The following is a 12,485-nucleotide window of genomic DNA, read 5'->3' as shown; positions in this document are numbered from 1 at the left end:
CACCGGCTGACCAGCCGCACGAAAACTTCGTCTTCCCTGAAGAGGTTCTGCCCCGTGGAAACGCCCTTTGATGCTGGTCTTGTCGCCACTGGCGGCAAAGACCTCGACTCCACCGGCTATGCCTGGTGGGCTGGCAATGCCCGTCTGATCAACCTGTCTGGCCGTCTGCTCGGTGCCCACGTGGCCCATGCAGGCCTGATGGTGTTCTGGGCCGGCGCGATGATGCTGTTCGAGGTGAGCCACTTCACCTTCGACAAGCCGATGTATGAGCAGGGTCTGATCCTGTTCCCCCACGTCGCCACCCTGGGTTACGGCGTGGGTCCTGGCGGTGAGGTCACCGATCTCTACCCCTTCTTCGTGGTGGGTGTGCTGCACCTGATCAGTTCCGCCGTGCTCGGCCTTGGCGGCCTGTATCACGCCCTGCGTGGTCCGGAGATTCTGGAGAACTACTCCACCTTCTTCTCCCAGGACTGGCGCGATAAGAACCAGATGACCAACATCATTGGCTACCACCTGATCCTGCTTGGGGTCGGTGCGCTGCTGCTGGTGTTCAAGGCCATGTTCTTCGGTGGCGTCTACGACACCTGGGCCCCCGGTGGTGGTGACGTGCGTCTGATCACCAACCCCACCCTGGATCCCGGTGTGATCTTCGGTTATCTGTTCCGCGCCCCCTTCGGTGGCGAGGGCTGGATCATCGGCGTGAACTCGATGGAAGACATCATCGGTGGCCACATCTGGCTGGGTCTGACCCTGATTTTCGGTGGCATCTGGCACGTGATCACCAAGCCTTTCGGCTGGGTGCGTCGTGCCTTCATCTGGAACGGTGAGGCCTACCTGAGCTACAGCCTTGGCGCCCTGAGCTTCATGAGCTTCATCGCCTCGGCTTACATCTGGTTCAACAACACCGCCTATCCCTCGGAGTTCTACGGCCCCACCAACGCCGAAGCCTCCCAGGCCCAGAGCTTCACCTTCCTGGTGCGTGACCAGCGCCTCGGCGCCAACATCGGTTCGGCCATGGGCCCCACCGGTCTGGGTAAGTACCTGATGCGCTCCCCCACCGGCGAGATCATCTTCGGTGGTGAAACCATGCGCTTCTGGGACTTCCGTGGTCCCTGGCTGGAGCCCCTGCGTGGTCCCAACGGTCTGAGCCTGGACAAGCTCCAGAACGACATTCAGCCCTGGCAAGTGCGCCGCGCCGCTGAATACATGACCCACGCCCCCAACGCCTCCATCAACTCGGTGGGAGGCATCATCACCGAGCCCAACTCGGTGAACTTCGTGAACATCCGCCAGTGGCTGGCTGCGACTCAGTTCGTGCTCGCCTTCTTCTTCCTGGTGGGTCACCTCTGGCACGCCGGCCGCGCCCGCGCTGCTGCTGCCGGTTTCGAAAAAGGGATCGACCGTCAGGCCGAGCCCACCCTGGCGATGCCCGACCTCGACTGATCCTGATCGATCAACTCGACGTTGCTTCAGCCCTCGCCGAAAGGCGAGGGCTTTTTGTTGGCATCAGAAATTAGAGACAATGGTCATGCCGAATGCGCACATAACCGATTGATCCGAGCACAATAGCGTCAGGCAGCGAACGCTCCTACGGCGAAAAGAGCTGAAGCGAAAGGCTCATCACCACTGACAGAAAACGATAAACAGGCGCTTATCGGCAAGGGGGCGAGTAAGCACAATCACAGATCCGAAGAGGCGCGGTGCCAAACAAAAGAAGCAACCCTCGTCTCAACATGAAGACAAAAGACTCATTGAGGCACAACCGCGTCCATCTAGCATTACATTAACGCCACAACACTCAGTCTAATCACTATCGCGACACAGATGCTCAACCATAAAGCTAGCCTTTCTTCAAGAAAAGCAACCAGGACAACACTTACTGGGGCCTTCGGCTTGAGCCTCTTGGCCTGGATTGGAGCGACGCCCGCGCAAGGACAAGGCGCTCCATTAACTGTCAACGGGATCAACTATTCCATTGGTGCCAAACAAGACTCTTTCGACGCATTAAACGCTGATCTCACCTCCACGCCATGGTGGGGTGATTCAAGCCTTGCAGCTGCTTTTGCAACTGCTTGGCGCGATTGCGGTGATAAATGCTGGAACGCTACTGCTGCCTTCAGCAGAGGATCATTATTTAGCTATAAGTTATCAGACACAACCAATACCATAAACCAATACTGGTATGCGAAACAAAGTGGCGATATTTTAAATGGTGGCGCTGACAACTGGGACCGAACTTATGTTTACGCTTATGCGTTCAATCTTTCGCCAATTCGCATTGCAGGAAATATCAGCGGAGGCAGTGGCAACAATAAAACTTCCAACCTTGACACAACACTGGCACCAGCATTTCAGGGCGGCACTCTAACGATTGATCAAGACAACCAGGCATTCAGCCAGAGTTTCACTCTGGATGCTTCCAGCACAAATGCTATCGACATTAACGGCGATAACCCGACATTCACAGGCGTGTTCAGTGACGCCACAAGCGGCACGCCGGGAAACATCAGCTTTATCAACTCAGCCGGAATCAGTAGCCGACGATCCATCATCCTGACGGGGGTAAACACATACACAGGCAAAACTACGATTGGGAACCAACTTTTTCTTGAATTGCGAAACGGTGGCTCATTCGCGGACAGCCAGTCAATCGAAATCAACAGGGGCGGACGACTAAATATCTTCAATCCCAATCAGACGACAACGGTGCAAAATGTCATTGGCGGGGGCGATCTTCAGCCAAATTCAGCCACTACAGTAGTCATCAATCAACCAAATATAATCTTTGACGGGAGAATCCAGTCAGATCGCAGCGAAGGCCTACTGATGAAGTCAGGCCCAGAACCTTGGATTCTCACAAACAACTACAGCCATGTGGTGGGTGGTATCAGGGTTCAAGAAGGAGCAGTGATTATGGATGGAGGCTCCTTTGATGACATCCATGCAGGCACCACTCCCATAACTGTAAATCCAGGGGCGAGATTCGGCATCCGCGCCGGCACCACCACCAATACTGGACCAATAATCGTTGGGGGATCCGGCAACCGTAGCTTCCTCGACATCAACGGTAATCTCAACGTCAACGGCGACTTAACTCTTCTAGGTCGCAGCCGAACATTGTTCAACAGCGGTGATATAGGCGATGCAAAATTAGCTGCAGGAACCAGGAGTCTCGTTGTAAACGGCATACTTACCCACAACGGTGAGAATATTGATTCAAGAGGTGGTAACTACAGCATTGATACTGGTGAGCTCCGTGGAAGCAGCAACATCCTTGTCGATGGTGAGACCCTCACTCTCACCATCCAAAACGACTCCAGTTTCGATGGTGGAATCGGAGACTTCAATCCAGGCCAACAAGGTGGGGCACTCATCAAAAAGGGGAACAGCACACTGGCCTTGAATCGATCCCAAGCCCTAGCAAACCTGTCAAGCCTGCAGCTTGAGCAGGGGCAGCTCACGCTTAACGAAGGAAGAAATGGAACGATTCAGCAAACATTCATCTCCCAAGGTGCAACTCTCGCGCTTCCTAACAACACCAGCGCTCTTAACTCCCAGCAACTTACAATCAACGACGGCGGCTCTCTCCAAGGGATCGGCACTATTTCTGGTCAAATCAACAACGAAGGCTCCGTCTCTCCTGGGAACTCAATCGGAACTCTAATCATCGACGGAAACTATTTCCAGGGCCAGACTAATCCAAACGCTTCACTCAACATCGAAGTCGACGGCTCCAGCAGTGATCTCCTCAAAATCACCGGAGACAATCGCACAGTTCTGCTCGGCGGCAATCTCAAGATTTCCTCTTTTCCCGGCACTTCAATCACCCCTGGCGTCACCTATACAGCTCTTGATGTCACCGGAGCGAACGCGTATGGCCGGGAACTCAACCTGAAAACAGATCGCTCAGGTGTTGTCGGCTCCTCTGGCTATCTCTTTACTAGGGAAACCAGCCCCGCCTTCGCTAGAGTAGACAAAGCTTATTACGACACCTGCACAAGCACCAATCCAGACGTTCAGAAAGATTGCACCAAACTTAAATTTGCTTGGCTTCAGATCAGCAAGGAAAATAATCCCGGCAAAGGGACGAAACTCGTCACTGTTACTCCTACTCCTACTCCTACTCCTACACCATCTCCGACTCCTACTCCTACTCCTACTCCTACTCCTACACCATCTCCGACTCCTACTCCTACTCCGACTCCGACTCAAGTCCCCGTCATCGCTCCCCCATCTAATCAATCCATCCAAACAACCATTCAGCAGGTCAAGCAAACTGGCGGTGCCATCACCACCGCCAGCTCGGGTAGCCCCAACACCAATACCGATATCTGCGTTACCAATACCGGCAACACCACCGCTTGTCAGCAGCAAAACAAGGCTGGCTCTGCCCAAGGCGGCAGCAACAGCAACAACACCCAAATCGCTAAAACCATCGACGCTGGACAAGCAGCTCTCGGTGTTGCTGTCACTCAAGGGGTAACTGGTGGTTCACAAATTACAAACACGGTGCCTACCCAAAACGGCTCTACCACCGTCAACACCGGCTACACAACCAACCAAACCAAAGCAGCGAAAATCACTCCTGATTTCGTCAGCGTCTACAACGCACTGTTCACAATCCCTACCCGACAGCAGCTCAACCAAGCACTTCACTCCATCACGGCCGAGCCCTACGCCTCCATGCAATCGGTCGCACTGGAAGCCATCGAGCAGTTCGGGAAAAACTCCCTCGCCCTCACCGATCGCGCTGTTCCACTCACCCACACCGGATCCTTCTGCAAGCTCGACGACGGCACACTCATCCCAGCTGACTCGCCAAATCGACCCGACACCTGTGACGAGCGCACCAAAACCGTCGGCAGCCGCTGGAGTCTCCTCCTTGATGGCACCAACACCGAGGCCAGCCTCGATGGCACCAACGATCTGGCCTCTCTCGATTACAACGTCTTCTCCACCATCTACGGCCTCCAATACGCCTTCTCACCCGAGTGGAGTGCAGGTGCTGCCTTTGGCTACGGCCAGGCACGTCTCTATAACTACGAATACGCCAACACTCACATCAATTCCGACACCTATTCAGGCTCCATCTGGGGCATCTACAGGCCCTCACCCGATTGGAAGATCTCCGGCCTACTCGGCTACATGAATCTCCAATACGACTCCACACGCAACATCGCCTTTGGGGGTCTCAACCGCACAGCAGAAGCTAATTGGGATGGCAATGGTTACCTTGCATCCCTTGAGGCCCAATACAACTGGGCTCTCAATGGCGACAACAGCGATCCCGACGCCATTCGCATCAAGCCGCGCACCTTCCTCTCCTACGCCGTTCACAACCAGGGCTCCTTCTCTGAATTCGGCGCTCAGTCCCTCAACCTCGACGTTGACTCCCACACCGCCGACTCCCTCCTCTGGGGCATCGGCTTCACATTGGAAACTCCGATCCGCCTCTCCTCAACCAATCGCCTCATCCCACGTTTCACCGTCGGCTACGAATACGACTTCATGGGCGATGCCGATGAGGAGCATCAACTCAACGCCTCCTTCTCTGAACTGCCAGCACTCGGCTCCGTTGATGTCCTCGGACAGAACCGTGGTGCTAACGCCCTCGATGTTGGGCTCTCCATCGAAATTGAAACCTCCGATTCCGTTTCCCTCTATGCCGGCGTCAACGGCGGCTTCTGGAGCAATGGCACTGAAGTCTCCTATGGAGGCGGCCTCAAGTACTCCTGGTGAGACCGTCACCGCTGACAACACTCCTCACCGCCGAACGCGACGGTGAGCGCTGCGCCGGTCCGGTACTGATGGCAGGGTTTGTGGTGGGCTTTGGTGTCATTGAGCTTGCCACTGGTGCGCTGAACCAGACCAGTCGCTTCAGCCTGCAGTTACTGGTTCTGCTGGTGTTGCAACTGATTGGCCCCATTCTCGTCAGCGTGCTGGCCATGGCCCTGCTGCTGCCCCGCTGGTTGGAGCGCGTGGTGCAGCAAGGCCAGCGAGCCTGGCGTCAATCCGTTCCTGCAGCAGGTTTAGTGGGACTCTTGCTGATGATGCTGTTTTTCGTTGGCGCCATCGTTGGCGGGGTTCTCGTCACACCGCGGGCTGATCTGCTTCGTGAAACGACTGATCTGCTCTCTGGGATCAGGCTTTTGGATCTGTTACGCACCCTGGCGCGTAGCGGTGTGTTCCTGAGCTGCATCTGCGCCTGGTGTCAGTGGCGGGCGTTGACCGCGCTCAGAAGCGGTCGCAGCGAAGCGCTGATTGTCAGCAATCTCTTGGTGGAGGGGCTGATGCTGGCCCTCGCTCTCAAACTGGTTTGGGTGTTGGTGTTCAACACCCTGATCTCATGATGCGTTAAGAATGAACTCGATCGAACCGTCCCACCCCCGCGAACGCTGGTTGTTTCTGGGGTCCGGTACCTTGTTGCTGGTTGCCGTACTCTTCGGGCTTGCCCGGGAGCAGCGCTGGGGCACCCGGTTCGTGAACGTTTACCTACTCGCAAGCGACATCAGTGGTCTGCACTCCGGTGAAGAGGTGCGCATCTCCGGTTTTCCCGTGGGTCAAGTGGGTGGCTTAGAGCTCAAACCTGATGCACGCGTGCGGGTGCAATTGCGGATTGAGCAGAGCAAAGCACGGCTGATCGGCCCCAACAGCAGCGCAAGGCTGGCCCAAGAGGGCCTTGTTGGAGATCGCTTCATCGACATCAGTCCGGATCCTCAACGCGTTGGTGATGCGCAGGCTCTTGATGGAAAAACCATCGCCTACGCCGAGCCCCTCAACCTCGCCGATGCCCTCGAAGACCTCGCTGTCACGCAGCAGCAACTCCAGGCCACCTTGCGCAACACCACCTCCCTGACTGCCAAGAACGGCGACATCAACACCACGCTCGCCGATCTGCGTAACACCCTGAAAAACACCAACACGCTCACCGCCACGATCGAACGAGAAGCCGCCGAGACCGCCCCTGTAGTGCGCCGCTCCCTCGACAACGTGAGCGCCGAGATCAGCCAAGTGAGCCAGGAGGCGCGTGTGGCGGAAAAGGAAGCTCAGCAGTTGCTGCAGGAGTCGCGGCCTCTGATCACCAGCACACTCCAAGACGTGCGCGAATTAGCGCAGACCAGCCGGCGATTGCTCAACAGCCTGCTGGGTGTGATCGGTCCGCTGTTGGAACCTACCGACGGTCCAAGCAGTGCCACTCCATCGCCAGCAAACGACAACCAGCGCCCCTAACCTCAACTCATCGCTTTCTCGATTGATGGGACTGTCTCTGTCAGGCACCAGCACCGGCCTGCTCGCCGCCACAGCACTGATCAGCACAACCCTGGCAGGCATGCCTGCCTCGGCCCAGAACAAGGGCATCACGTATCCCAAAGCCGGGGTGGTGTGCGATCAAGTGGGGCAAGTCTGCTACGACAGCTACGGCCCATCAATCGCGATCACCAAGATCTATTTCGGTCAGTTCGCGGCGGATCGTCTCAGCCAGAACCGCCGTGGTTCCAACAACAACGACTTCCGGCTCAGCTCCGGCCAGGCTTGCAGCATCCAGAAGCGCACCTGCTGGGATGACGGCTGGGGAGAGAAGAATGTGGCCAAGGGACTGACCAAACAATTGTTCGGAAACAGCAGCAACCGCCCCAGCAACGTCAGTTCCAGCAGTGGCAATCGACAGGTGACGAGCGATACGGGCTACTGCAGCCTCAGCCAAGGTGGTCAGCGGGTGTTTGATGGCCCCTGTCTGCTCAAGCAGGTCTCGAAGGGTGATCGCAACCGCTACAAGATTCAACTCCAGAACGGCACGACCTATGTGTTCAAAGACAACGGCAGCGGCAACTACGCCATCACCGATTCCTTCGGTGGCAGCTGGCCGGTGACCTTCGTCGACCATGGCAACACCGGTGTGTTCCGCTTTGCCAACTACAAACTGGTGGCCACACAGAACAGCAGCAGCTCGAATCAGGAAGCCGCCGGTGCTGCCTTAGGGGCTGCAGTTGGCAACCTGCTGAACAATCTGTTCAAGTAAGTGCGCTGAGCTCGAGGCCATCGGCCAACACCACCCCGTGCTGCTCAAAACTGCGTAGCACGCGCAGCTGAAACTCCCGTTCGGTTACCCACTGTTCACCCGCACGGGTGATCAGCAACACCTCCAGCTGGGTGCCGAGCGGGGTGATCCGGCGCACACCGCGCAGGATCGGCTGGGAGAGCAAGCGCTCTCCCCAGTTGGGATCAGCGACAAAACGCTCGATCTCGTCGCTGATCAGGCCGATCGCCTGATCGATCGAGTTCTGGCGATGGGAGATCAACAGTTTGATCAAGCTTCCGGAGCGCAGTTTGGTGTGGTTCCGCAATTGACGGATGGCGCTGTTTTCCAGGGTGTCGACTCGCTGGTCGAGGCAACGCATGTCGGTGCTGAACAAACCCACGTCGATCACCTCCCCCTCCACGCCGTCGATCTCCACCCAGTCGCCGATGGCGTAGCGATCCTCCAGCAACACCAACATGCCGGCGACGAAATCGCGCAGCAGGCTCTGAAACACGAAGGCCAGGGCACCGAGCAGAGCACCCCCAGCCACCAGGATCGAGGTGGAGGCGGAGCGCACACCAGGAATGTCGACCGCAATCCACACCCCCACCACCAACACACAGGCCACATCCACCAGGCGATGGCTCACCCGCAGCAGGCTGCGGTAGCGCTGGTCGCGCCGGGCCCGCTCCTGCTCCATCACGTCGACATTGTCGGCCCATTGGTGCAGCAGCAAGGTGCAGAGCGCCCGGCCGAGCAAACCCAACACTGTCACCACGCCCACCTTGAGGATCACGACACTGGGTTGAAGCAACAGTTCGATGCCCAGTGGGATCCGGCCGGGCATCGCCATCACCCCGAGACCCACCATCACGACCAGCAGAAACAGCACCATCACCATCAACACCCGGGTGATGGTGTGCAAAAGATGGAGCTTGAGTTCCAGCTTTCGATTGCGTTCGCCCTGATGGCGCCGGAGCTGCAACAGGCAGCGTCGACGGCGGACCCAGACCCAGCACCAGATCAGCCCGGCCAGAATGCCAAACAGGAGCGTCTCCACCGCCAAGGTGAAGCGCCAGCGCTGCAGGAGACGTTCCGGCGTGAGGATGCGACGGGCATGGTTGATCCGGCGTTCCAGCAGGGTTTTCCAGCGCCGGGCCAGTTCCTCGCTGCTGACGCCATTGATTTCGGCATCGGCCCGGGTCACCGTCATCAGCGGAATCTGGCGCTGTCGATCAGGAAGCTGGGCCTCCAGGATCTGATTGCCGGCGGCATCGGTCTGAATGCTGATCGTGAGCGGGTCATGGCTGAGCGACACACCATCCCCAGGCCCTGACGTGCAGACCTTGGCCTGCTGCCCCAACAGGCTCTCCAGCATCCATTCACTCAGCCGCTCGCTCTGACTGCAGAGGCGATTGGGGTCGTAAAGCAGGCGAAGGTTGCCTTCAATCACCGAGGCGCGCCGCTTGGCGCCAAGGGCGTCACCATCCCGCAGCACCGGGCTGGCAACCGTGAGGGCGGGCACGCCCAGGATGCGCACCTTGGCCAATTCGTAGCTTCCCGCCTCCAGCACTTCTGAGCGGGAGCGAGGCGACATGGCCGCCGGTTCGGTGATGCGACCGGCATCGATCAAAGGGAAGCCGGTGTTAGCCCTCGCGCGATGCGGTGAGGTGCAGATCACCAGAGCCACCGCAGCCAGGAGAAGCAGGAGTCGTCTCAGAAACAGCGACACCGCAGACACGGGGAGACGATGGCACTCTGATGGAAATCGCCTCGAGCGGCAGCCCATGAGCACTCGGGCTCAATTCAGAAACTGAGGTCGAGCACGCTGTAACCGCGAGGAGCGCGGGGCTGACCCTGCTGCAGGCCGGGATCGGCAGGAGAGACGACACCACTGCCGAGATGGGCGCGGCTGTTGCTGAAGTAGGCCTGCTCCGCTTCGATGCTGGGGTCGAGAGACACTTCACTGCTGGCGGTGAGCACCACCGGCTCCATGGCGACAGCCTGGGGGGCCACAGCAGCGAGCAGCAGGGATGCGCCAACAAAGGCGAGGGAGAAGCGGATCATGGCCAGGGTGTGAGGAGGGCCTATCTCCGGATTAGCCACGGCCAGAAAAAAATGGCAAGGTCCGGCGGGCAGCGACCGCTCAGGCCTGCGCCAGCTCCGCCCCATTCACTCGGATTCGCAATAAAAGCCTTTTATCAAGATTCTTGTTATTGTGCGTTTATTGAGAAACCGCGTAGGTCATGGCTGTACATGAGCAGGTGATCCGCACCCCTGCGCAGCTGGGGATGCTGCTTCGCGATGCTCGGCGAGAACAGGGGATGAATCAGCAACAACTGGCACTCAAGGCCGGTGGCATAAGCCAGGCCAGGCTCTCTCAGCTCGAATTGCAACCGGGTCGTCTCACCGTGGAGCGCCTGCTGCTGCTCCTGGCCGCCCTCAACCTCGAAGTGGTGGTGCGACCGCGAGAACACTCCATCGAACCGGCCGAGTGGTGATGGGTAGACCCTCGAGGGCGCGCTCCCTGGCGGTGTGGATGAACGGTGAACGGGTCGGCACCTGGTTGTTGCCGGCTCGCGGGCCTCAGCAGTTCAATTACGCCGAGTCCTGGCTTCAGTCCAGTCAATTCCGCCCGCTATCGCTGTCTCTGCCAGCAGGGCTCGGGTCCTCAGCGCTCAGCGGACATGCCGTCGAGAGCTGGTTTGAGAACCTCCTCCCTGACAGCGACACCATCCGCCGTCGAGCCCAGGCTCGGTTTCAGGCAGCCAGCACCAGTGCCTTCGATCTGCTGGCTGCCGTCGGCCGCGACTGTGCCGGAGCCGTACAGCTGCTTCCACCAGACGAGGTGCCCAGCGGCTTCGATCGCATCGAGGCTCGGCCCCTGAGCGACCAGGAGATCGGCCAGCGGCTGCGCGCCGTCACGGCAACGCCGGCTCCAGGGTCCCTGGGCCCAGAGCCTGATGAGCTCAGGCTTTCGATTGCCGGTGCTCAGGAGAAAACAGCCTTCCTGCTGCACGACAACCAATGGTGTCTGCCGTTTGGGAGCACGCCCACCACCCATCTCTTCAAGCTACCAATGGGGGTGATCGGCGAGGGCCAGATTGATTTCAGCAGTTCTGTCGCCAACGAATGGCTCTGCAGCAGGCTGCTTCAGGCCTATGGCCTACCGATAGCCTCAACGGAGATTGCCCAGTTCGACGGCGAACGCTGCCTGATTGTGCAGCGCTTTGATCGACGCCTGCATTCCAGTGGAGCCTATTGGCTGCGCCTCCCCACCGAAGATTGCTGCCAGGCCAGTGCCACTCCAGCTGCTCAAAAATATGAAAACAATGGCGGCCCCGGCATGGCAGCCATTGCCGAGCTGCTGGCTCAATCCTCAGAGCGGAACGACCGAGCCACGTTCTTCAAAGCGCAGGTGCTGTTCTGGATGCTGCGGGCCATTGATGGCCACGCCAAGAATTTCAGCCTTTTCCTGAATCCAGGCGGCCACTTTCAGCTCACTCCGCTCTACGACGTGCTCTCAGCCTGGCCCGTGATTGGACGAAGAAGCGATCAATGGCCACAGCAAAAACTCAAGATGGCGATGGCCTGGCTTGGTGAAAAAGGGCGTTATTACAAGCCTTTGGAGATCACTGGCCGTCGCATGCTGCTCACCGCACAACGGCTTGGCCTTGGCGACGCCCAGACCATCCTCAACGAACTGATCGTTCACACTCCCACTGTGATTGCCGCGGTGCAGGACCAGTTGCCAGCCGACTTTCCACCAGCCGTCTCCGAAGCGGTGTTCACAGGACTTCAAACCTCCGCCAATCAGCTTGAGCGCGAACTGACCTGATGGCTGGGGCTGCACCCCTGGCAGCCTCGGTACCACTGTGGGCTAACGGATACCCATGGCCAGGAGCCAACGCCGCAGCAACGGCAAGCTCAGCCCGATCACATTCGAGAAGCAGCCGTCGATCCGCTCCACCAGCGCGCCGCCACGCCCCTCCAGCGCAAAGCCGCCAGCGCATTGCAGCGGCTCCCCGGTGGCCACGTAGGCCTCGATCTCGGCGGGGCTCAGTGGCGCGAACTGCACGCGAGTGGTGATGGTCGTGAGGCGTTCCGCCGGCGTACCAACCGCCAACAAACAGTGCCCGGTGTGCAGTTCCCCCCAGCCGCCAGCCATCCGCTGCCAGCGGGCGATGGCCTCAGCCGCATCGGCAGGCTTGCCGAACACCTCCCCCTCAAACGCGAGCACGGAATCACAGCCCAACACCGCCGAGATCGAAGCGTCGGTGCAGGCATCGCGCACCGCCTGAGCCTTGGCTTTCGCCAGCAACTGCACCAGCTGGGCTGGATCAGCGTGATGGATCGCGTCTTCATCCACGCCACTCACCTGCACCCGATGGGGGATCGCCGCCTGTTCAAGCAAACGCCGGCGGGCTGGAGACGCGGAAGCAAGCAGGAGCACGGGCCAGCGATC

At 58.7% G+C, this 12,485-nt stretch carries 10 protein-coding genes; 7 read left to right on the top strand and 3 right to left on the bottom strand.

The features are described 5' to 3' along the window. Nucleotides 1-54 precede the first annotated feature (54 nt). The 5 genes from psbC to CWE16_RS11690 all read left to right on the top strand — a co-directional run bounded on the left by psbC (nucleotide 55) and on the right by CWE16_RS11690 (nucleotide 8,020). On the top strand, nucleotides 55-1,443 hold the full coding sequence (gene psbC / locus CWE16_RS11710; protein WP_007100315.1) for a photosystem II reaction center protein CP43: 1,389 nt from the start codon (nucleotides 55-57) through the stop codon (nucleotides 1,441-1,443). Between the two features lie 381 nt (nucleotides 1,444-1,824). Then, nucleotides 1,825-5,739: an autotransporter family protein gene (locus CWE16_RS11705; RefSeq protein WP_161567594.1), complete on the top strand. Its 3,915-nt coding sequence runs from the start codon at nucleotides 1,825-1,827 to the stop codon at nucleotides 5,737-5,739. Next, nucleotides 5,736-6,350 carry a hypothetical protein gene (locus CWE16_RS11700; RefSeq protein WP_330848561.1) on the top strand — a complete coding sequence of 205 codons (615 nt, stop codon included), beginning with the start codon at nucleotides 5,736-5,738 and terminating at the stop codon, nucleotides 6,348-6,350. The genes CWE16_RS11705 and CWE16_RS11700 overlap by 4 nt, the downstream gene beginning before the upstream one ends. Before the next feature lie 10 nt (nucleotides 6,351-6,360). Then, a complete protein-coding gene (locus tag CWE16_RS11695) occupies nucleotides 6,361-7,230 on the top strand; it encodes an MlaD family protein (RefSeq protein WP_131595603.1) in 870 nt (289 codons plus the stop codon). Nucleotides 7,231-7,255: 25 nt separating this feature from the next. Next, complete coding sequence (locus CWE16_RS11690; RefSeq protein ID WP_131595601.1) at nucleotides 7,256-8,020, top strand: YcgJ family protein; 765 nt, start codon at nucleotides 7,256-7,258, stop codon at nucleotides 8,018-8,020. Here CWE16_RS11690 and CWE16_RS11685 read toward each other — a convergent pair. Both CWE16_RS11685 and CWE16_RS11680 read right to left on the bottom strand, forming a co-directional pair. Next, complete coding sequence (locus tag CWE16_RS11685) at nucleotides 8,013-9,761, bottom strand: mechanosensitive ion channel family protein (protein WP_236629725.1); 1,749 nt, start codon at nucleotides 9,759-9,761, stop codon at nucleotides 8,013-8,015. The genes CWE16_RS11690 and CWE16_RS11685 overlap by 8 nt on opposite strands. A 65-nt stretch (nucleotides 9,762-9,826) precedes the next feature. Beyond that, nucleotides 9,827-10,192 carry a hypothetical protein gene (locus CWE16_RS11680; protein WP_161567593.1) on the bottom strand — a complete coding sequence of 122 codons (366 nt, stop codon included), beginning with the start codon at nucleotides 10,190-10,192 and terminating at the stop codon, nucleotides 9,827-9,829. Between the two features lie 92 nt (nucleotides 10,193-10,284). On the opposite strand from CWE16_RS11680, the gene CWE16_RS11675 reads away from it, so the two are divergent. Continuing rightward, nucleotides 10,285-10,521, top strand: coding sequence for a helix-turn-helix domain-containing protein (locus CWE16_RS11675; RefSeq protein WP_236629724.1), 237 nt, complete (start codon nucleotides 10,285-10,287; stop codon nucleotides 10,519-10,521). Continuing rightward, nucleotides 10,521-11,858: a type II toxin-antitoxin system HipA family toxin gene (locus tag CWE16_RS11670; RefSeq protein ID WP_131595595.1), complete on the top strand. Its 1,338-nt coding sequence runs from the start codon at nucleotides 10,521-10,523 to the stop codon at nucleotides 11,856-11,858. The genes CWE16_RS11675 and CWE16_RS11670 overlap by 1 nt, the downstream gene beginning before the upstream one ends. Before the next feature lie 42 nt (nucleotides 11,859-11,900). Here CWE16_RS11670 and CWE16_RS11665 read toward each other — a convergent pair whose 3' ends face one another. Further along, a complete protein-coding gene (locus tag CWE16_RS11665; RefSeq protein ID WP_131595593.1) occupies nucleotides 11,901-12,473 on the bottom strand; it encodes a Maf family protein in 573 nt (190 codons plus the stop codon). Nucleotides 12,474-12,485: the final 12 nt, after the last annotated feature.

Origin of the sequence: Synechococcus sp. BS55D (genome assembly GCF_004332415.1) — a bacterium.
Taxonomy (GTDB): domain Bacteria; phylum Cyanobacteriota; class Cyanobacteriia; order PCC-6307; family Cyanobiaceae; genus Synechococcus_C.
This window is presented reverse-complemented; position numbering and strand designations above follow the sequence as displayed.

Bases quoted from the DNA above. Each gene is read 5' to 3' on its own strand.
- CWE16_RS11705 (WP_161567594.1), top strand. From the start codon at position 1,825: ATGCTCAACCATAAAGCTAGCCTTTCTTCAAGAAAAGCAACCAGGACA.
- CWE16_RS11695 (WP_131595603.1), top strand. From the start codon at position 6,361: ATGAACTCGATCGAACCGTCCCACCCCCGCGAACGCTGGTTGTTTCTG.
- CWE16_RS11690 (WP_131595601.1), top strand. From the start codon at position 7,256: ATGGGACTGTCTCTGTCAGGCACCAGCACCGGCCTGCTCGCCGCCACA.
- CWE16_RS11680 (WP_161567593.1), bottom strand. From the start codon at position 10,192: ATGGGGCGGAGCTGGCGCAGGCCTGAGCGGTCGCTGCCCGCCGGACCT.
- CWE16_RS11670 (WP_131595595.1), top strand. From the start codon at position 10,521: ATGGGTAGACCCTCGAGGGCGCGCTCCCTGGCGGTGTGGATGAACGGT.